The 21,217-nt window shown below is 50.0% G+C and carries 19 protein-coding genes; 8 read left to right on the plus strand and 11 right to left on the minus strand.

What is annotated here, in order from left to right; translation table 11 throughout:
- Window positions 1-65: 65 nt before the first annotated feature.
- The 7 genes from H8K29_RS09780 to mltG all read right to left on the minus strand — a co-directional run bounded on the left by H8K29_RS09780 (window position 66) and on the right by mltG (window position 6,770).
- On the minus strand, window positions 66-1,718 hold the full coding sequence (locus H8K29_RS09780; RefSeq protein WP_186897421.1) for a 3-(methylthio)propionyl-CoA ligase: 1,653 nt from the start codon (window positions 1,716-1,718) through the stop codon (window positions 66-68).
- 341 nt (window positions 1,719-2,059) lie between these two features.
- Window positions 2,060-2,989 carry a 23S rRNA (adenine(2030)-N(6))-methyltransferase RlmJ gene (locus tag H8K29_RS09785; RefSeq protein WP_186883398.1) on the minus strand — a complete coding sequence of 310 codons (930 nt, stop codon included), beginning with the start codon at window positions 2,987-2,989 and terminating at the stop codon, window positions 2,060-2,062.
- 78 nt (window positions 2,990-3,067) lie between these two features.
- On the minus strand, window positions 3,068-3,571 hold the full coding sequence (locus tag H8K29_RS09790) for a GNAT family N-acetyltransferase (RefSeq protein ID WP_186883399.1): 504 nt from the start codon (window positions 3,569-3,571) through the stop codon (window positions 3,068-3,070).
- 6 nt (window positions 3,572-3,577) lie between these two features.
- Window positions 3,578-3,955 carry a PilZ domain-containing protein gene (locus H8K29_RS09795; protein WP_186883761.1) on the minus strand — a complete coding sequence of 126 codons (378 nt, stop codon included), beginning with the start codon at window positions 3,953-3,955 and terminating at the stop codon, window positions 3,578-3,580.
- 19 nt (window positions 3,956-3,974) lie between these two features.
- Window positions 3,975-5,009: a DNA polymerase III subunit delta' gene (gene holB, locus H8K29_RS09800; RefSeq protein ID WP_186897422.1), complete on the minus strand. Its 1,035-nt coding sequence runs from the start codon at window positions 5,007-5,009 to the stop codon at window positions 3,975-3,977.
- A 1-nt stretch (window position 5,010) separates the two neighbouring features.
- Entirely contained in the window at window positions 5,011-5,697 is a 687-nt protein-coding gene (gene tmk / locus H8K29_RS09805) for a dTMP kinase (protein ID WP_186897423.1), read from the minus strand.
- Between the two features lie 86 nt (window positions 5,698-5,783).
- Window positions 5,784-6,770 (minus strand): endolytic transglycosylase MltG, encoded by a 987-nt coding sequence (gene mltG, locus H8K29_RS09810; protein WP_186897424.1) that lies wholly within the window; start codon window positions 6,768-6,770, stop codon window positions 5,784-5,786.
- 265 nt (window positions 6,771-7,035) lie between these two features.
- On the opposite strand from mltG, the gene H8K29_RS09815 reads away from it, so the two are divergent.
- The 3 genes from H8K29_RS09815 (at window position 7,036) to H8K29_RS09825 (ending at window position 9,284) form a co-directional block, all read left to right on the plus strand.
- The gene (locus H8K29_RS09815; protein ID WP_186897425.1) at window positions 7,036-8,094 is read left to right on the plus strand and encodes a folate-binding protein YgfZ; all 1,059 of its coding nucleotides are present in this window, start codon (window positions 7,036-7,038) and stop codon (window positions 8,092-8,094) included.
- Window positions 8,095-8,262: 168 nt separating this feature from the next.
- Complete coding sequence (locus tag H8K29_RS09820; RefSeq protein WP_186897426.1) at window positions 8,263-8,550, plus strand: DUF4936 family protein; 288 nt, start codon at window positions 8,263-8,265, stop codon at window positions 8,548-8,550.
- Window positions 8,541-9,284: an NRDE family protein gene (locus H8K29_RS09825; protein ID WP_186897427.1), complete on the plus strand. Its 744-nt coding sequence runs from the start codon at window positions 8,541-8,543 to the stop codon at window positions 9,282-9,284. The genes H8K29_RS09820 and H8K29_RS09825 overlap by 10 nt, the downstream gene beginning before the upstream one ends.
- 29 nt (window positions 9,285-9,313) lie before the next feature.
- Here H8K29_RS09825 and H8K29_RS09830 read toward each other — a convergent pair whose 3' ends face one another.
- The 3 genes from H8K29_RS09830 to H8K29_RS09840 all read right to left on the minus strand — a co-directional run bounded on the left by H8K29_RS09830 (window position 9,314) and on the right by H8K29_RS09840 (window position 13,292).
- Window positions 9,314-10,555: an MFS transporter gene (locus H8K29_RS09830; protein WP_186897428.1), complete on the minus strand. Its 1,242-nt coding sequence runs from the start codon at window positions 10,553-10,555 to the stop codon at window positions 9,314-9,316.
- 171 nt (window positions 10,556-10,726) lie between these two features.
- The gene (locus H8K29_RS09835) at window positions 10,727-12,037 is read right to left on the minus strand and encodes a homoserine dehydrogenase (RefSeq protein WP_186897429.1); all 1,311 of its coding nucleotides are present in this window, start codon (window positions 12,035-12,037) and stop codon (window positions 10,727-10,729) included.
- 25 nt (window positions 12,038-12,062) lie between these two features.
- On the minus strand, window positions 12,063-13,292 hold the full coding sequence (locus tag H8K29_RS09840) for a pyridoxal phosphate-dependent aminotransferase (RefSeq protein ID WP_186883409.1): 1,230 nt from the start codon (window positions 13,290-13,292) through the stop codon (window positions 12,063-12,065).
- A 333-nt stretch (window positions 13,293-13,625) separates the two neighbouring features.
- On the opposite strand from H8K29_RS09840, the gene H8K29_RS09845 reads away from it, so the two are divergent.
- Window positions 13,626-15,377: a methyl-accepting chemotaxis protein gene (locus H8K29_RS09845; protein ID WP_186897430.1), complete on the plus strand. Its 1,752-nt coding sequence runs from the start codon at window positions 13,626-13,628 to the stop codon at window positions 15,375-15,377.
- A 172-nt stretch (window positions 15,378-15,549) separates the two neighbouring features.
- Here the strand turns inward: H8K29_RS09845 and H8K29_RS18130 are convergent, their stop codons facing one another.
- Window positions 15,550-17,127 carry a methyl-accepting chemotaxis protein gene (locus H8K29_RS18130; RefSeq protein ID WP_186897431.1) on the minus strand — a complete coding sequence of 526 codons (1,578 nt, stop codon included), beginning with the start codon at window positions 17,125-17,127 and terminating at the stop codon, window positions 15,550-15,552.
- A gap of 307 nt (window positions 17,128-17,434) precedes the next feature.
- On the opposite strand from H8K29_RS18130, the gene H8K29_RS09855 reads away from it, so the two are divergent.
- From H8K29_RS09855 to H8K29_RS09870, 4 genes are all read left to right on the plus strand, one after another.
- On the plus strand, window positions 17,435-17,812 hold the full coding sequence (locus tag H8K29_RS09855) for an Mth938-like domain-containing protein (RefSeq protein WP_186897432.1): 378 nt from the start codon (window positions 17,435-17,437) through the stop codon (window positions 17,810-17,812).
- Window positions 17,809-19,506 carry a glycosyltransferase family 39 protein gene (locus H8K29_RS09860; RefSeq protein WP_186897433.1) on the plus strand — a complete coding sequence of 566 codons (1,698 nt, stop codon included), beginning with the start codon at window positions 17,809-17,811 and terminating at the stop codon, window positions 19,504-19,506. The genes H8K29_RS09855 and H8K29_RS09860 overlap by 4 nt, the downstream gene beginning before the upstream one ends.
- A 24-nt stretch (window positions 19,507-19,530) precedes the next feature.
- Window positions 19,531-19,902 (plus strand): SMR family transporter, encoded by a 372-nt coding sequence (locus tag H8K29_RS09865; RefSeq protein ID WP_186883414.1) that lies wholly within the window; start codon window positions 19,531-19,533, stop codon window positions 19,900-19,902.
- Between the two features lie 173 nt (window positions 19,903-20,075).
- Entirely contained in the window at window positions 20,076-21,203 is a 1,128-nt protein-coding gene (locus H8K29_RS09870; protein WP_186897434.1) for a DegT/DnrJ/EryC1/StrS aminotransferase family protein, read from the plus strand.
- Window positions 21,204-21,217 lie beyond the last annotated feature (14 nt).

Consider the following 21,217-nt stretch of genomic DNA (forward strand, 5'->3'; position numbering starts at 1 on the left):
TTGCGCTGGCTGCCTCATTGGAATGTTTTATGTAAGAGGCAGCCAAAGTAATGCAATCTGATCTTTTATGCTGTCGGTAGTTTGTGCTCCTTAAATTGTTCTCTCAGTTTGTTTTTCAAAATTTTACCGGTTGCACCCAATGGCAATGCATCGATAAATGCGACGTCATCCGGCAGCCACCATTTCGCGACCTTACCTTCAAAGAATTGTAAGAGTTCTTCTTTCGTTACTTCTGCCCCTGCCTTTTTTACCACCAGCAGTAAAGGACGCTCATCCCATTTAGGATGAAAAATACCGATACACGCCGCCTGCATCACCGCCGGATGAGAAACCGCAACGTTTTCCAGATCTATCGTGCCTATCCATTCGCCACCGGATTTGATCACGTCTTTGCTGCGGTCGGTAATCTGCATAAAGCCATCGGCGTCGATCGTCGCCACGTCGCCAGTCGGGAACCAGCCATCCTCCAGCACTTCGCCACCTTCATTTTTATAATAAGAATTAATGATCCACGGGCCTTTGACCAACAGGTTGCCGTACGTCTTACCGTCCCAAGGCAACTCTTTGCCATCATCGCCGACGATTTTCATATCAACGCCGTACAACACATGTCCCTGTTTGGTCAGCACAGCTTCTTTTTCCGGTTCACTCAGCTCCATATGTTTGGTCAGCAAGGAACAAGCCGTTCCTAGCGGAGACATTTCCGTCATTCCCCAGGCGTGCACGACTTCGACGTGATAGGTGTGCCGGAACGTGTGCATCATCGCCGGAGGACAGGCTGAGCCACCAATAACAGTGCGTCTGAACGTAGAGAACGTCAGTTTATTTTGCTCCACGTAGTTCAGCAAACCTAACCATACCGTCGGAACGCCGGCGGAAAAAGTCACTTTTTCCTGCTCAAATAATTCATACAAGGATTTACCGTCAAGGTGCGGACCGGGGAAAACCAGTTTCGCACCGGTTAATGGTGCCGAATATGGCAAGCCCCACGCATTCACATGAAACATCGGAACCACAGGAACGATAGAGTCCCTTGCAGATACATTCAGTCCATCCGGCATTGCCGATGCATACGAATGCAAAATAGTCGAACGATGTGAATACAAAGCACCTTTAGGATGGCCTGTTGTACCCGATGTGTAGCACAGGCTGGAAGCCGAATTTTCGTCAAATAATGGCCAGACAAAATCATCTGTATTCGCATCAATCAATTCTTCATAGCACAACAGATTCGGAACTCCACTGTCTTCGGGCATGTGTTCACGCCCGCACATCATGATGAAACCTTTTACCGTCGGGCAATGCGCTGCAATCGCTTTGATTATCGGTAAAAACGTGATGTCAAACATCAGATACTGATCTTCGGCATGATTCACGATGTAAGTGATTTGCTCGGGATGCAGACGTGGATTGATGGTATGCAGCACTGCTCCAGAGCCGGATACGGCGTAATACGCTTCGAGATGGCGATAACCATTCCATGCCAGCGTCGCTATTCTGTCACCTATTTTGACGCCAAAATTCGATAAAGCATTCGCCAGCTTTTTCGAGCGGCGATGGCACTCAGTGTAGTTGTAGCGATGAATATCACCTTCAACGCGGCGAGAGACGATCTCGCTTTGTCCAAAATACCGATCCGCATGCTCAATAAGGCTTGAGATAAGCAAAGGCTTTTGCATCATTTGGCCCATGACCGGACTCTTAGGGTACGCTGACATTTGTTCTCCTCTGATGAACTACTAAGTTGTTTACTTCGTTTTTAACTGCATTTTCTAAATTTTATTCTTAGCTGATTTTTGTACGACCGTACTAATCCGTCAATCACTATTTTTTTTGCATAGCAACATATGCTCTTAGAGAATTTCCTCTATTTATTACAAACTCTTTTCTGGCAACGCATTCCCGCATATTGCACTGCGCAAAAACGGAAAAAATAAGCTGCTCCTGATAATGAAAAAAAGGGTGGCAGACACGCAATGTCTGCCACCCTTTTTATTAAACAAGCAAGAATAATTACTGCTATGCAAATAACTACCGTCAAGTTTTCATTATTTCTGTGTTATCCGCGTTGAGGGCGCAATGCTTTTGCGCTCATGCCCGTCAACGGTGCGCCACTTTCCAGTTCAAAACGGGCGTCTTTATCACGTCCTAATGCTGCAACCAGATACGGCATCGTTTCTTTCAGGGTTGCCATCAAGGTCCAGGGCGGGTTCAGAATAAACATACCGCTGCTATGCAAGCCAAATCCGTCAGGCGACGGCCCACTGATAGATAAAGTCACATTCAGCCATTCTTTTGACGCCAGTCGCTTCAATTTTTCCGGCAGTTGTCGCGATTCCTGACGTTGTAATGCCGGATACCATACGGCATAAGTTCCTGTCGGGAAGCGTTTCAATGCATCTTCCAGTGCTACTTTAACGCGACGATAATCGTCTTTCACCTCATACGGTGGATCAATCAGCACTAATCCACGACGTGATGGTGGCGGTAATAATGCCTTCATACTTTCAAAGCCATCGCCATCAGAAATAATCACCCGCTTACCACGCACCGTTGGGCGTCGCCCCTGTTCGGCGGCGTGCGCGTCGAGCTTACGGAAGTTCTCACTGAGTATCTTGATTTCACTCGGATGTAACTCGAATAAGCGCAGCCGGTCTTGCTCACGCATGACCTTATCGGCGCAGTATGGTGACCCCGGGTAATAACGCATTTTGCCACTGGGATTCAGATCTTTGATGAGCGCCATATATTCTGCCAACGCTGGCGGCAGATCCTTTTTATCCCACAAAGGAGCAATACCAGTCTCATATTCAGCATTTTTCATGGCATAACCACTGTCCAGTGCATACAAGCCTGCGCCGGAATGGGTGTCGATATATGTATATGCTGCGTCTTTCTGATTCATGTATTGCAGCAACTGAATTAAGACCAGGTGCTTAAGTACGTCGGCATGATTGCCAGCATGAAAGCCGTGACGATAACTGAGCATGAATTGAATTCCTATAAAAAATGAAAGGCAACCTGCCTGCGCAGATTGCCATAATAACCAAGCCGTTGAACAGGGATGTCAGGCTACACGCTTGCCGACAATAATCAGATCGCGCTCTATCCCATCCAGAGTGGCAACACGTGGCATGTGAGCCCAGGTTCCGAATCCGAAATTTTCAAACAATTTCAGACTAGGCGTATTGTGGCCAAAAATAAATCCTAACAAGGTATGGACATTGATTGCCGGCGCGTGTCCGATTGCCAGACTCAGAAAGTGTTTTCCCAGACCTTTGCCACGCGCATTTTCATGCAGGTAAATCGATAATTCCGCAGTTCCCGCATATGCGGGGCGTCCATAGAAATTGGAAAACGACAACCAACCGGTAATTTGACCATCCTGTTCACTGACCCATAAAGGCCGACGCTCTGGCGCGTGATCGTAAAACCATTGATGCCGCGATTCCACTGTCACAGGTTCCGTATCGGCTGTCACCTGGCGGGAGGCGATCGTCGAATTATAAATAGCGACAATCGCTGGCAAATCGTCAAAATTGGCGATTCTGTATGAAAAATGATCCGGCATGATACTCTAAATTGTGTGTGTAGGCCGATTAGAACGTATAGCGGCACCAAGTGCATCTTCGATACGTAAGCGTATTCTTGTTCCACTTTCGTCGCTGGGAAAGTGAACGCCTATACCCTGGGATTTATTATTGCCGGCACCGGCCGGTGTCACCCACGCCACCTTACCAGCAATCGGGTATTTTGCAGGATCATCGAGCAAAGTCAGGATCAGGTATATTTCATCACCGAGACGGTACGCCTTATTGGTCGGAACAAAAATACCGCCGTTCTTCAGAAACGGCATGTAAGCAGCAAATAACGCGGCTTTTTCCTTAATCGCCAGAGATAATACTGACGGGCGATTCGGTGCATTGTGCATCGGTTCTAATGCTAAATCTGACATAGACATACTTTCGCTGCGGTTATGCGAAGAGTGCAGAATACTCAAGCAACATATCTTCTAAAAATAATTTCGGCGATAAAGGGTGCGTCGCGATTGCCTGACGTTCGTTACTGCTCTTGATCAAGCTCAGTAATGCTTCATTGGATATAGCGGAAGCCAACGCCTTTACCTCTTTTTCATAGCGAGGATAATACCGGATTCTCCCGCTTTGTTTGTAAGAAAATATATCGTAAAGCCAACGCTGCATCCACGCAACCGTCACCGGCATCTCCATTTTTTGCATTTTATCGGCCAACTTCAGGCTGGTATCGACACTGGGGCGCGCTAATTGTCGTAGAAAATCATCCAGCTCTGTACGCGTATCTGACTCGGCCATCGTCAGCGCAGCGAGCGGCGCACCACCCTGCTGTGCCAACCAGACATCGGCATCACTCACGCCGCGCTGTTTGAGCCACGCGAGCGCAACCGATCGTTCCGGCATCCCCATCGGTAATTTATGGCAACGCGATAATATCGTCGGCAATAGTTTATCAATGCTGTTAGAAACCAGAATAAATACGGTATCCGCGCCGGGTTCTTCCAGCGATTTTAATAAGGCATTCGCCGCCGGAATATTCAGCGCCTCGGCCGGATAGAGCACAATCACGCGCCGCCCTTGTCTGTGCGTGGACAAGTTCATGAAATCCGCCAGCGCCCGGATCTGATTGATCACAATTTCTTTCGATGGTGTCTTGCTCGCTTTGCTCGTTTTTGCGGCGGGCTCGCTATCGGCGTCAGCCGAAGAGGCTTCTTCCTCATCCAGCAATTCAGGTCGAACGCGCCGGTAATCAGGGTGACTGTATTGACTGAACCAGCCGCAGGAACCGCAAGCACCACACGCATGTCCGGCGGCATCCGGCTGCTCACACAACAAAGACTTTGCCATGTGCTCAGCAAAGACTGTTTTTCCTATGCCTTCAGGCCCATGCAACAAAAAAGCATGCGGCATGCGACCTTGCAATGATTGCAGATAGTCCCACGCAGATGTTTGCCAACTGAAAAGCGGATTGGTCATATCAGGCGTTACCCGTTTTTACTTGATGAATCTGATTTACTTGATTCTGTTCTGTTGCAGACAATAACAGCGCATCAATGATGCCGTCGAGTTCATCACGGATAGCAGCAATACTTTGGGTGGAATCAATAATACGGAAACGCTGCGGAAATTCTGCCGCACGGCGCAGATATTCATTGCGGGTATCGGCGAAAAAATCCGCTTTTTCCTGTTCAAATTTATCCAGTTCGCGGGTCGCATCCAGACGTGCGCGCGCCACTGCCAGCGGTACATCAAACAACAAGGTCAGATCGGGTTGCAAATCCGGATGCACCCATTGTTCGAGAGCGTTCAGCTTATCGAGCGACAAATGACGGCCGCCGCCCTGATACGCAAAACTCGCATCGGTGAAACGGTCAGAGATAACCCAGTCGCCGCGTTCCAGCGCAGGCTGGATGACTTGTGCAATGTGTTCGCGTCGTACTGCAAACATCAGCAGCGCTTCTGTTTCAAGATGCATTTTTTGTTGCAACAATACTTCACGCAAGGTTTCGCCTAAAGGCGTGCCACCAGGCTCACGTGAGCTGATGACCTCAACACCGCGTGGCGACAGCGCCTGGCTGAGTCGCTCGGCGACATGCGCAATATGCGTCGATTTACCAGCACCATCGATGCCTTCAAACGTTATAAATTTTCCAGTTGCTTTCATTTTTTCTTTTTATTGGTATTTGTAATTACTATCCGCGATGACAGACATTCATTGGCGTCGTTATTTACTTTGCTACTGTCACAGTTCTAGCGTTGATACTTATTCACTGCGCGATTATGCTCACTCAGGTTTTCTGAAAAGTGACTGGTGCCATCACCGCGTGCCACGAAGTATAAAGCATCGCTGCGCGCCGGATTCAAGGCTGCCGTAATCGATGCCAATCCCGGTAAGGCAATCGGTGTCGGCGGCAAACCGGCACGGGTGTAGGTGTTGTACGGCGTATCTGTGAGCAAATCACGCTTATAAATCTTGCCCTGATATTTGTCACCCATGCCGTAAATCACCGTTGGATCGGTCTGCAACAACATGCCGGTTTTCAGACGATTCACAAATACCGAAGCAATCTGTGCGCGCTCCGACGGCTGACCGGTTTCCTTTTCGATGATCGATGCCATGATCAGCGCTTCATATTTCGATTGATAAGGCAGATTCGCGGCACGCGCTTCCCATGCATCATTCAAACGCTTTAGCTGACTTGCATACGCCTGCTGATAGAGCTGTATATCGCTGCTGCCTTTGGCGAATAAATAAGTATCCGGAAAAAACATGCCCTCGCCCGCATTAAATTCAGCACCGATTTTCTTCATCAACTCTGCATCCGTCAGCCCTTTGGTATCGTGTCTCAATGCCGTACTCGCATCAATGACCTTGCGCATTTGTGCAAAGGTCCAGCCTTCAATAATCGCGACCGAGCCTTGTGAAAAATCGCCGTTGACGATTTTATCCAGCAATTCAACCGGGGTTTTCCCTGGCAGCAGTTCGTAAGAACCTGCCTTCAGCTTATTCGCCTTATCCGTCACGCGTGCCAGCATTTCAAATGCAAACGGCGGCAATGGAATACCCGCTTCCTGTATCTGTTTCGTCGCGCTGCGAACGCCGCTACCGGGTTTGATCGTAAATTCGACGGATGCCGACGTCAGCGCTATCGGTTGCTCAGTCCAGTAAATAAAGCCTGCAATTGCAGCGGCGCCTGACAATAGACACAACAGAAAAAGAGTTTTGATCAGTCTCATACAAGCGCGTGGGTTGATAGCGGAACGATGGCGAAAAAAAAGATGGCGGAAATCATATGCCAATTAAATCTGAGGCGCGTAGTGTAACGCAAGTCGCTACGCTATTCTCTGATCCTGCCGTTATCGGGCTGCAAAAAACGCGCCTGCTGCACCAAGATTTGCTGAGGCTACTATAATTCATCAAAAATACCGTCAGCAGGCAACAAGCACAGACAACGCAGATGCCGCCGGTTTTCATTCAGTTCAGCAGAAAGCAAATCTAATCATGTGGCAAGAATTTACAGAGCAACAGCATCTACAGATCAACGATGGCAAACTCAGCGGACAAGTATCGGTCTGGAACAAGGCAGGTTTTCAAGAGGGCTTCGTGACACTGCTGCCGGATACCGGCCTGATTCGAGCCGACGGTGACGATGCCGCTAGTTTCTTACACAACCAGCTAAGCAATGACGTAGAACATTTGTCCGCGAGTGAAGTTCGCCGTGCCGCGTATTGCACAGCAAAGGGGCGGATGCTGGTCAGCTTTGTGTATTGGAAGACCGACGCAGCGATCGTTTTACAACTATCCAAATCCATACAGACACCGGTACAAAAACGATTGGGCATGTTTGTTCTGCGCGCCAAGGTAAAACTCAACGATGTCAGCGAGCAGTATGTCAGTTTCGCGCTCGGCGGCGCACAGGCAGCAAAGGTGCTGACCAACTGGTTTCCAGATCTACCGGCGACCAACGCGCATGTCAGCAATACATACGGCACGTTGCTCCGTTGTGCCGATGTGCTGAATGTCGCGCGTTATCAATGGCTGTGCCCTGCCGACAAAGCCGCAGCAGCTTGGGTCGCACTCTGCGCACAGTTACAACCAACAAATACTGCTGACTGGAATCTGAGTGAGATTCAGGCAGGCATCGCGCACATCAATCAGCTTACGCAGGAAAAATTTGTGCCGCAAATGATTAACTTTGAACTGGTCGGCGGTGTGAACTTCAGAAAAGGCTGCTATCCGGGGCAGGAAATCGTTGCCCGCAGCCAGTATCTGGGCAAACTCAAACGCCGCATGACGCTCGCGCAGATTCCGGCTGTCGGACTAAGCGACGGCATGGATGTTTTTAATGTCAACGATGGCGACGATACCAATGCTGGCGAAAACAAACAGCCCTGCGGCGTGATCGTGAATGCGGAACAAATCAATGAGAACAGCACTCTGGCCTTAATCGAAATGACGCTGGCAGATCAGGAAAGCGGCATGATCCGTTGCGGCAGCATAGACGGCCCGCTGGCACAACTCTTGCCATTACCCTACGAGATTACCGATATCACGCGTTAAATCTGCCGTTTATCCAGACCTCGTCCGCCCCAAATAAGCGCAAAATAAGCTCAGAAAAGTGATTTCAGGGCAAAAAAATACTCCCCGGAGTATTTTTTACAGCCCTTATTCTATGCGGACATTAGCGGTAAATTGGCAGATACTCCCCCTTTTTCCTTAAAACACACGATGGATTGTTATATTTATTTCAAAGCCGGAACCGCGCTGGAGGAAAAAGTGATCGCGGCAGAACAATCCCTGCAACAACTGGTGCTAGCGCAATTCGCAATCAAGGCCAAAGTGCAACGACGCCCTGAATCTGCGAATGATCTGCACACCTGGATGGAGGTGTACGCGAATGTGCCCGACAATTTCGCCGCGCTGCTGGAAAAACTGGTACAGCAAACGGGCTTAGCTGAATTGCAGTACAGTGAACGTCGTACTGAATATTTTTTGGATGTAGATGTATGTGCCTGATCGTTTTTGCATGGAAGTTACTCCCCGCCACGCCGCTGCTGGTCGCAGCCAATCGCGATGAATACTATGACCGCCCGGCGGCGCCCGCAGGCTGGTGGCAAGACCATCCGCAGATTTATGCAGGGCGCGATCTGCAATCCGGCGGCACCTGGCTGGGAATACAAAGCCCACAAGCCGATGCGCCAGCCAGAAAATTTGCTGCCATCACCAACGTCCGAGCGCCTTCCGAAAAACGTGACGATGCACCTTCGCGTGGCGGTCTGGTTTCTGACTATCTGCAAAATGACATGTCTGCGCAGGATTATGTCGCCCAATTGCGCGGTAAAGTTGATCACTACAATGGCTTTAACCTGCTCGTCGGTGACGCGCAAGATCTTATCTGGTTTTCGAATCGCCACACCGATGATCCGCGTAACGGCCTGCCGATGGCGCCGGGCATTTACGGCATTTCAAATGCGGCGCTGGACACCTGCTGGCACAAAGTGATCAAGACCAAAGCAGAATTCTGCAGCCTGCTTTGCCAGCTTGCGCCTGAAGACGCGTTCTTTGAAATGCTCGCCAATACGAATCCTGCCCCCGATTGCCGCCTGCCGGATACCGGCGTCTCGTTTGAAATGGAACGCCTGCTCTCCGCGCCCTGCATCGTCTCACCCAACTACGGCACCCGCGTCTCGACGCTGGTGAAAATGCATCAGGATTACCCGGCAGAGTTCCACGAAAAAATTCTGCGTTGAGGTCAGCAAAATCGTAAAAAGTAGATGCGTCAAACCTTACGCAACGGCGCTCGCCACAACACCAAAGCAGCCAGGCATTTCAGTACGCAGGGCAAAACTGCGTAGGCAAATGACAATGCTTGCAATCCGCTGCCGGAGCTGATGCCCGGCGTGTAGCCCAGATAGTCGAGCAAAGGCAGCGACAAACCTGCGGCGAGTGCGAGGTTCATTTTATTGGCCCAGTTCCACGCGCCGAAATAGCTCCCCTCATAGCGCTCGCTATGCCCCGCCTGACGTATCACTCCCGAGAGCAAGGCCGGAGGCAGAGCGAGGTCAGCACCAAGACACAAGCCGGATAACACGCAAATCACCGCGAAGGCAGTCAGATCACCCACTTGCAGACTGTAAGCCCAGATAAAACTCAGCACCGATAACAACATCGCCAGCAACCATGCGCGACTTTCGTGGATGCGCTGCGCGATTCTGACCCACAATGGCAATGACATCGCGGCAGCGACAAAATACAGTAGCAACAACACACCAGAATACGACGCCAGTTGCAGCCGGTCTTTGGCAAAAAATAAAAACAAGGTGGCTGGAATCGCCGCCGCAATACCATTCAGAACAAAGACCAGAAATAATGAGCGAAAATATGGATTCGAGAACAAATGACGCCAACGCAGGCTACTTTGCTGATCCTGATGGCGATTGACCATGTCAGGGGTAAAACGCAGCAACAAAAAGGTCGCGATCAGCAAGCTACAGATCAGCACCGCAGACACCCACGAAATATCAGCGAATTGCGATAACAATGCAGCAGTGACGACACCGGCGATGCCGCATAATTCACGTGTCGCAGTCAGGCGCAGACGCTCACCGGGCAATTGGGTCAGCGCGGCGCCCCAACTTTGAAAGGCGATACTGGCAAGACTGAATCCGGCATACACCATCAGCAAGGCACAGAAAAACCAGAGCATTGGCGTAACCATCGTTGCCGCTGGCGGATGAAACAGTGCGTAAAAACCGGGAATCAACAGTGGCAGAGAATAAAGAATAAAACGCCCGTATCCCTGGTTTGCCGGGCGCTTGTCTATCCATGCGCCAAGTAAAGGGTCAAAAAAAGCATCGAGCACGCGCGAGACCAAGAGTGCAGAGCCAATCAGACTGAGCGACATGCCGAAGCGCTCGGCATAAAACTGCGGCACGTAGACGTAAATCGGCAAAGCCAGCAAGGCCAGTGGAAAACCAAACAAGCCATACGCCAGCAATCTGGGGAGCGAAAAAGCTTTCACCTGCACGTCTCTTTCTGTTTGAGTTCATCGTCTATGCGTCCGCACCGGATCAAGGATCAGACCGACGAAAAAAAGCGCGCTCATTATTTCATGAACACGCTTTTTCTGTACGACACCTGCGATGACATCTATTTCTTGACGACGGTCATCAAGAGTCTGCTGCTGGATAACTTAACTCAACTCTTCCAGACGCAGCTTAATGACAGAACCTGTTACGGTCGCCAGTGCTTCGATTTTTTCTATCGCAGCGATAATGTTTTTCTCTTTAGTCTGATGCGTCAGGATGATGATATCGGTGCGGGTTTCACCCTCGCCCGGCTCTTTCTGCAGCATCGCATCGATAGAAATCGACAGATCAGCCAGAATGCGGGTCACATCGGCCAACACGCCGGGCTTGTCTTCGACATGCATGCGCAGATAGTAGCTGGTGACGATTTCTGACATCGGCAAAATCGGCAGATCGCTGATCGCGGCCGGTTGGAAAGCCAGATGCGGCACGCGATGTTCAGGGTCAGCGGTAGCAAGACGCGTGATATCGACCAGATCGGCAATCACCGCTGAAGCAGTCGGTTCCGCACCTGCACCTTTACCGTAATACAGCGTCGCACCGACGGCATCGCCTTGCACCAGCACGGCATTCATCGCGCCTTCCACGTTCGCAATCAGACGTTTTTCAGGAATCAGCGTCGGATGCACGCGCAACTCTATACCTTCCGGCGTACGCTTGGTAATACCCAGTAATTTGATGCGATAGCCAAGATCTTCCGCATAACGGATATCGCTGGCTTCCAGCTTAGTGATGCCTTCGACATAGGCTTTATCAAATTGCATAGGAATACCATACGCAATTGAAGCCATGATGGTCGCTTTATGCGCCGCATCCACACCTTCGATATCAAAGGTCGGATCAGCTTCCGCGTAGCCCAAAGCCTGTGCCTGTTTCAGCACGGTATTGAAGTCCAGCCCCTTGTCACGCATTTCCGACAAAATGAAATTGGTGGTGCCATTGATGATGCCAGCGATCCATTGAATACGATTGGCCGTCAGGCCTTCACGCAGCGCTTTGATGATAGGAATACCACCGGCGACTGCGGCCTCAAAGGCAACCATCACGCCTTTTTCCTGCGCCGCTTTAAAAATCTCATTGCCATGCGTTGCCAGCAATGCCTTGTTTGCAGTCACAACGTGCTTGCCATTCGCAATCGCTTTCAACACCAGGTCTTTGGCGATGCCGTAACCGCCTATCAGTTCAATCACGATATCGATATCCGGATTATTCACGACCAGATTGGCATCGTTGACGACTTCCACTTCACCATTTGTGAGTTCACGTGCCCGCTCAATGTTCAGATCTGCCACCATCGCAATTTCAATTGAACGGCCAGCGCGACGCGTAATTTCTTCCTGATTACGCTTCAAGACGTTGAAAGTGCCGGAACCGACAGTGCCTATACCTAACAGACCTACTTTGATGGGTTTCATATGATTTTTAAACAGTAAAATGGAATTAATTAGTACCGTGACGCTTACGATATCCCTCAAGGAAATAATCGATACGTCCGAATGCTTCAGTCAGATCATCCGCGTTTGGCAAGAATACCACCCGGAAGTGGTCAGGTTTGATCCAGTTAAAACCTGTTCCCTGCACCAACAATACACGCTGCTCGGTCAGCAGTTCATGTATGAATTCCTGGTCATCCGTGATCGGATAAATCTCGGGGTCCAGTTTCGGAAACATATACAACGCTGCTTTTGGCTTAACACAGCTGACCCCGGGGATCGCCGTCAGCAACTTATGCGCAAGATCGCGCTGGCGCAATAAACGACCGCCAGGGCCGACCAGATCTTTAATGCTCTGATAGCCGCCCAGCGCCGTCTGAATTGCAAACTGTCCCGGCGCATTCGCACACAAGCGCATCGAGGCCAGCATATTCAGGCCTTCAATATAATCTTTGGCGTGACGCTTTTCACCAGAAACCACCATCCAGCCAGCACGGTAGCCGCAAGAACGATAGTTTTTAGAGAGGCCGTTGAGCGTCAGGAACAACACGTCATCCGCTAACGAAGCAATCGAAACATGCTCGGCTTCGTCGTATAAAGTCTTGTCGTAAATTTCATCGGCAAACACGATTAACTGATGCTGGCGGGCGACTTCGACGATTTGTTGCAAAATTTCGACCGGATACAAGGCACCGGTAGGATTATTCGGATTGATGACGACGATCGCTTTCGTATTCGGTGTAATCTTGCTCTTGATGTCGTCGATATCCGGCATCCAGTCGGCACTTTCATCGCAGACATAATGCACAGGATTGCCGCCGGATAAACTCACGGCAGCAGTCCACAGAGGATAATCGGGTGCCGGTACCAGCACTTCATCACCGCTATTGAGCAAGGCATTCATGCCCATCACGATCAGTTCGGAGGCCCCATTACCGATGTAGACATCCTCTATCGTTACGCCGCGAATAAATTTTTCCTGCGTGTAGTGCATGATGGATTTACGCGGCGCGAACATGCCTTTGGAATCGGTATAGCCCGCAGCATTGTGCATATTGCGGATCATATCCTGCACAATTTCGTCCGGCGGATCAAAATTAAACACAGCCAGATTGCCGATGTTGAGCTTGATGATCTTGTGCCCTTCGTCTTCCATCTGCTTGGCTTTTTCCAGCACCGGTCCACGGATGTCATAACAAACGTTCGCTAACTTTTGTGATTTCTGTATCGGGCGCACTGAAAAATATCCTTAATCGATAAGCATGCAAGCCAGCAAAGTCAAACGACATTCAAACGACATCTTTTTTTGCTGCATTGCGAAACGGAACATTTTTGCACAGTGCGTCCTGTTTGATCAATTCGTTTTCGAAAAAACCATGTCACAACCATGATTTCATGCAGAGAATTGATGTTTTTCACATCAATCCAAGATTAATAACAGTGGAATATTCGAAATTAAATGTGAATTGCCACAGATTGTTAATTATTTATTCTATTTTACAAAAGCGGAGTAGTATCAAAATCGGTAAAGATGTGCTAGAGCAACTAAAACTTTTTGATTGGAGACACCATGTCACTACTATCAGTTATTCAGAGGCTGAGCATTGCCCGACAGCTACGCATCATTATCGTCAGTGCGGTGTTAGGCATTATTGTCTTAACAGGACTGTTTCTTTTCTCCGAAAAAGCCATGCTTCTGCATGAACGTGAAAGCAATGTCAGGCAAACGGTAGAAACCGTTGAAAAACTCGTCGCGCATTACTACGATCTGTCCAGTAAAAACAAAATGTCGGAAGCCGATGCGAAACAAGCTACGAAAGATGCTGTACGGGCATTGCGGTATGGGGCGGATGAATATTTCTGGATCAATGACATGAATACTCACATGGTCATGCATCCGATCAAACCAGCGCTTGACGGTGCAGATTTATCGGAAAATAAAGATCCGACCGGAAAACATCTGTTTGCAGAGATGGTACAAACGGTAAAAGACCATGGTGAAGGATTTGTTTTCTATATGTGGCCGAAACCCGGCAGCGAGGCCCCGGTAGAAAAAGTCTCGTTTGTCAAAGGTTTTAAACCCTGGGGCTGGGTCATAGGCTCGGGTGTTTATATCGATTCGGTGAACGCCACATTTTATGAAAGGCTGTTTTCATTCTCAGTCGGAGCTGCAATACTCACTGGCATCTTATTACTTATTTCATTACTGATCGCAAAAGGACTGTTGTCGCAACTCGGTGGTGAACCAGCTTATGCCGCAGAAATCACCCGACAAATTGCGGAAGGTGATCTGACGGCGGATATACAGCTGAAAGCCAACGACCAGTCCAGCCTGCTGTACTCGATACAGGCGATGCGTGACAGCATTGCAAAAATCATCGGTGATGTACGTACCGGAACAGAAGCGATTTCCAGCGCATCTACCGAGATCGCCTCTGGAAATATGGACTTATCATCCCGAACCGAGTCGCAAGCCAGCTCGCTCGAAGAAACTGCGTCATCAATGGAGGAACTGACCAGTACTGTCCAGCACAATGCCGATAACGCACGGCAGGCAAATCAACTCGTTCTGAGTGCGTCAGATGTGGCAAGGAAAGGCGGCGTTGTCGTTGCAGAAGTTGTTTCCACTATGGGCGTCATCAATGCCTCATCACAAAAAATTGTTGACATCATCGGCGTGATTGACAGCATTGCATTCCAGACGAACATCCTGGCGTTAAATGCCGCCGTCGAGGCAGCACGCGCAGGTGAGCAGGGACGCGGCTTTGCAGTTGTTGCATCGGAAGTTCGTAACCTCGCACAACGCTCTGCAACAGCAGCAAAAGAAATTAAAGCGCTGATCAATGACTCTGTAGATAGCGTCAATCACGGTAGCCAGCTGGTCGATCAGGCAGGTGAAACGATGAATGATATTCTCGAAAGCGTGCGTAAAGTAACCGATGTTATTGCGGAAATTACTGCAGCAACCACCGAGCAAAGTGCAGGCATATCCCAGGTGAATCTGGCGATCGTTGAAATGGACAACGTCACCCAACAAAATGCTGCCTTAGTGGAACAGGCAGCTGCTGCAGCCGCAGCGATGCAGGAACAGTCGGCGCATTTACTGAGTGCCGTCAGCATCTTTCAATTAAAAAATGAAACTGCCACACCAATCAGCAGCAGTACAGCCAGACCAAAACCCAAACTGGTACGCCCCGCCAGCAAGGCAAATCCACCACGTCAGACAGCACGCAACATCGTAAAAACCTTACCGGCAAAGAAAACGCTGACAACGCAGGCACCACCAAAGAAAGGGGATGCCGATCAATGGGAAGAGTTCTGATGAATGACTGAGGTCAATGGGATTGCTGAGTTTTTTCTGAGCGTAATCCCGGCGAAGGAAAACAATGAAAAAAAACAGACCGGTCAACATATGATGTCCGGTCTGTTTTTTTAAGTCGATTCAGATAAATTCACTGCATCATTCAGCCTGCGAGTAAAGTAAGCTCCCGGTTCTACGGAGCGCGCCCGCCAGCCGTGCTTGCCACCTGCTGATGCTGCAGTTTGAATACGCTGACGACCCGCTCCAGTTCTTCAGCCTGATCTTGCAGCGATTTGGCCGCGGCCGCAGCCTGCTCCACCAGCGCAGCATTCTGTTGAGTCACGCCATCCATCGTAATTAATGCCTCGTTAATTTGCTCAATTCCAATTTCCTGCTCACGACTGGCGGCCGTAATCTCACTCATAATGTCCGTCACCCGCCGAACACTACTGACCACCTCTTGCATCGTATTCCCCGCATCGGCGACCAGTCGGTTACCTTGTTCAACATTGCCAACCGAATCGGTAATCAGAGTTTTAATTTCCTTGGCGGCTGCGGCAGATCGCTGCGCCAGATTGCGCACTTCCGATGCCACAACTGCGAATCCCCTGCCCTGCTCACCGGCGCGCGCCGCTTCGACGGCGGCATTCAACGCAAGGATATTCGTCTGAAAAGCAATACCGTCAATGACACTGATGATATCGACGATCTTCTGCGATGACGCATTGATGAAACCCATGGTATCGACCACGCGGGAAACCACTTCTCCGCCCTTGGTTGCGATGGCGGAGGCCGACGCAGCAAGGGTATTCGCCTGACGCGCATTATCACTGTTTTGTCTGGTAGTAGAGTTGAGTTCTTCCATAGACGAAGACGTTTCCTCTAACGACCCTGCCTGTGCCTCAGTTCGCGCGGAAAGATCTAAATTACCGTTGGCAATTTCCGTCGAAGCTGTGGTAATCGTTTCGGTTCCGTGTCTGACCTTCCGCACAATTTCCTGGAGGTTGCTGCTCATCTTTTGTAATGCGAGCAGCAATCCGCCGATTTCATCATGGGAATCAATCCGGATCTGACGCGTCAGATCCCCACCCGCTATCGCATCCGCAAAATCTACAGCGCGGTTCAACGGCTCAGAAATCGAACGCACCAACCAGAAACGCATACCAATGGCGACCAGCAGCCCCAGCGTCACAATGCATCCTGCCACCCAGATAAAACGCTGATAATTCGCCTGACTGTCCAGATATTCTTCTTTGCCCACTCTCAGTTGCAACGCCAAAAGCGCATCCATATTCTTTTTGACCGATTCAAATTCAGTCTTTACGGGGCCCTGGAATAATTCGGCTGCAGTTTTCTGATCTTTGTCCTGCAAGGCTTTCACCGTCGGCACCAGTCCCTTTTCCAGAAATCGCGAACGACTTTGCACAAACTGATCAGCCAGCAATTTTTCTTCTGGCGTCATATACGTCGCCATGTAATCTGCCCACTCTTTGTCTGCTATTGCCTTATTTTTTTTGACTTCATCAAGATAATATGGGATTGCTTCTGGCGGAACGGACAAGGCGCTGGCTAGTTCGATCTGATTGCGAAGAATGGCTCGTATCACGATATCGAGCTGACCAACTGCCACCAGTCTGTCATCGTAGACCGTTTGCAATGACTGATTTGACTTCCTCACTCCCATAAATCCGCCAATAGCGATCAGCAGTAATAAGGTGCCAAGTCCGTACATTGCAAAATTAAGACGCGCGCGTATCGAAATATTCCACATCACTTCCTCCGTGAAAGATGATTCTGATTTCGGATAATATAAAAACAACAAAACTTCAAAATGAGCGTAACAGAAAACAGCAACATCGCATTCATTGGCGTCTGAGATTTTCTTTAAAGATCGTAAAAAATGCGGCTTTACCACAATAGTGATTCATGATGGTGCAAGTTTTCCGCAAAATATTTTCAGACGAGGGATTTTGACGCGCAGGAAGGATGGCGCAAGCGAGGTGAAAGCAAAGAACTCTCTGTTAAAAAAAGTTACAATGCCGCACTCACATGGCTTACCTCAAAGACAGAACGAAAAGATGAAGCTGCATTCCACACCGACACAACAATATCAAACCATCACAGGTTACGAACAAGACAGCGTTGAAATCAACGCGATTCCGTATCGGCATAGCCTGATTGTTTTACCCGAAGCCAAGCCTGTCGTCTGGCCGGCCAGCAGCTTTGACGCCCTGAGCGCTGACGATTTTGCGCAAATCGATGCGACCAAACCCGACGTCGTGATTTTAGGCACGGGAAACAAACAACGCTTCATCCATCCACGCCTGATTGCAGCACTGACCGCACAACGCATCGGAGTTGAATGTATGGACAATCAGGCGGCCTGCCGCACCTATAACATTCTGATGGCGGAAGGCCGCAAAGTCGCGCTGGCGCTGGTGATGGAGAACACATGAATTTGCACAACCAAGGGCAGAACGCACAATCACCATTCGACTCACCACGCACTTTATGGGCATTAGCAATCGGCTTCCTGATTATCTGGTTTTATATGCTGGGTGCCAGAACCCTGGTGCCGACAGATGAAGGCCGTTACGCCGAAATGGGCAGAGAAATGCTGGCAACGGGTGACTGGATCACTTTGCGCCTGAACGGCATCAAGTATTTCGAGAAGCCACCGCTGCAAAACTGGATGAATGCCCTGACCTTTGCCGTGTTTGGTCTTGGTGACTGGCAGGCACGTTTATGGACCGGGCTGTGCGGCCTGATCGGTGTTGCCTCTGTCGCTTACACGGGCAATAAATTATTCAGCCGTCGCGTCGGGATTATCGCGGCGCTGGTGCTGGGTTCCAGCTTTTACTGGGCAGGCATGGGTCACGTCAACTCGCTGGACATGGGTTTATCCGGCATGATGGTGCTCTGCATGTGCGGCCTGTTAGTCGGGCAACGCGATGGCGTCAGCGACACTGAACGCCGCAACGCGATGTTGGTGTGCTGGGCTGGAATGGCATTGGCAACGATGTCGAAAGGCTTGATTGGTTTCGTGTTACCTGGCGCTGTGCTGGTGATCTACACTCTGTTGACCCGCGACTGGGCGTTATGGGCGCGCCTGCACATGGGCAAAGGTTTGATTCTGTTTTTTGCGATTACTGCGCCTTGGTTCATTTTAATTGCGTTGAAAAATCCAGAGCATCCGCACTTCTTTTTCATTCACGAACATTTTCAACGCTTCACCAGTGGCGTGCACAACCGTGGCGGTGCCTGGTATTACTTTTTTCCTTTCCTGTTGCTGGGTATCGTGCCCTGGCTGGGCGTGTTATTGCAGGGATTATGGACAGGCGTGAAAGAGCAATCTCGTGGTTTTCAACCGCGCAAATTGCTGTTGGTCTGGGCGGTGTTTTTCTTTTTCTTTTTCAGCATTTCCGGCTCTAAATTGCCGGGCTATATTCTGCCGATTTTCCCGGCGCTGGCCTTGCTGATAGCCTTCTACGTCGATCAATGTCAGGCGCGCGCCTTAAAAATCGCTGCCATATTGTTCGCGCTGTTAGGGCTGACGGGTCTGCTCTTCGTAAATAAAGCGGCGGGACTTGGCTCGAATGCATTTGAAATTCCGCTGTATCAGGGCTATGCCGCGTGGCTGTACGTGGCTGCGGGCTTGACGCTGCTTGGCGGTCTGGCAGCATGGTACGCAGCGGGTAAAGGCAATATTGGCAAAGACTGGGCTGTAATCCTGCTGGCCTGTGCCGGATTTATCGCCGGACAAGTCGCCTTCCTCGGTCACGATCCTTGGGGGAAATACATCGCTGGCTCGGCGCATATTCCGGCCATGAAAGCCGAACTAACGAAACCGGATACGCCATTGTATGCAGTTGGGCGTTATGAGCAGGCGCTGCCGTTTTATCTGGAACGCACGCTGACACTGGTAGAATTTCCGGATGAAATGGAATTCGGCCTCAAGCAGCAACCCGAATTATGGATACCTGATCGCGCTGATTTCGTTGCGCGCTGGCGTGCCCATAATCAGCGCGGTGAAGCGGCTGTTGCGATTGTCCGCACGGATATCTACAAGGAATTTCAGCAGCAAAACCTGCCGATGCGCGTGATTGGCGAAGATCCGCGCCGCGTGATTATCGCGACGACTCACCCTTAAAGAATAAAAAACACAAGAACCATAATGAATATCAATACTTTCGGTTTCATCATTACCGGCATCCTGTTGAACGCGTTAGCGCAACTGCTGCTGAAAAAAGGCACGAATGCAATCGGCGAAATCCACGTCAATGCCAGCAACTGGTTTCATATCGGCGTACAGATCGCAACCCAATGGCCGATTATTGGTGGCCTCGCGTGTTATGGCTTGTCTGTCGTTGTGTGGATTATTGGCTTGTCGCGCATTCCGGTAACGATTGCCTACCCCCTGCTGTCAATCGGTTATATCGTCAATGCGATCGGCGCCTGGTATTTCCTGGGTGAAGTCATGAGCTTACAACGCATGCTGGCGATCGGCATCATCATCATTGGCGTTGCTTTATTAATGAAGAGCTGATTTGAATAGATAATTAATGGAATTTAGGGGAGTATGCGCAAAAATCGCCTGATTGTCGGCGAAAACAAAGCGGCATCCGGATATACTCCACCCAGTATAATTAGACTGATACAGCATCAATACGTACCAAACATGCAGTACATACGCGTCTCAGACGCAATTAAAGGATCAATATGAGCGACTCTTTAGCATTTTTGCCTTTCACCAAACCCAGCATAGATGAAGAAACCATTGCGGCTGTCACGGAAGTATTGCGCTCCGGCTGGCTCGCCAGCGGGCCTAGAGTGCAGGCATTGGAAGCACAGTTATCTGAATACTTTGGCGGTCGTCCGGTACGTACTTTCAACTCCGGTACCTGCACCATGGAAATCGCTCTGCGCATCGCCGGTATCGGCGCTGGTGATGAGGTGATCACGACGCCAAATTCATGGGTCGCCACGGCCAGCGTGATTATTGAAACTGGTGCGACGCCAGTGTTTGTCGATATCGATCCAAAAACGCATAACATCGATCTGAACCGGGTCGAGGCTGCGATCACGCCACGCACCAAAGCGATTATTCCCGTGCATATGTGCGGCTTGCCTTGCGACATGGATAAGCTCTACGAACTTGCCGACAAATATCATTTGCGCGTGGTTGAAGACGCGGCACAGGCAATCGGCTCAACCTGGAAAGGGAAACGCATAGGTTCGTTTGGCGATTTTGTGTCGTTCAGCTTTCAGGTCAACAAAAACATCATGACCGGCGAAGGTGGCTGCCTGGTCTTGAACAACGCAGAAGAAGCACGCCTTGCCGAAAAATATCGTTTGCAAGGCGTGACCCGCAGCGGCATTGATGGGATTGACGTTGATTTGCTGGGCGGAAAATTCAATATGACCGACATCGCTGGAGCCATTGGCCTCGGTCAGATGAAGCATCTGGCGGAATTCAATGCCAAGCGTAAAGAACTCGCTCAATATTATTTCGAGCAGTTCGGCCCTGATTTTGAAGCACAAACGGGAGCCGAGTTGCCGGTAGCAGATTTCACCGACTCCAACTGGCACATGTTCCATATTGTGCTGCCAGAACGTGTGAACCGCGCGGTCTTCATGCAGCAAATGCTGGATGTGAAGATTGGCCTCGGCTACCACTATCGTCCAATTCATTTATTCACCATGTATCGCGCCCGTGGCTTCAAAGAAGGCATGTTTCCGATTGCAGAACGTGTCGGTAGTCAGATCGTGACCTTGCCATTGTTCCCTGCCATGACAAAAGCCGATGTCGAACGCGTCGTGTCTGCGGTAAAATCCCGCCTTCTTTGAATCTGGCACGCCTT

Origin of the sequence: Undibacterium sp. CY21W, from assembly GCF_014284265.1 — a bacterium.
GTDB lineage: Bacteria > Pseudomonadota > Gammaproteobacteria > Burkholderiales > Burkholderiaceae_D > Undibacterium > Undibacterium aquatile.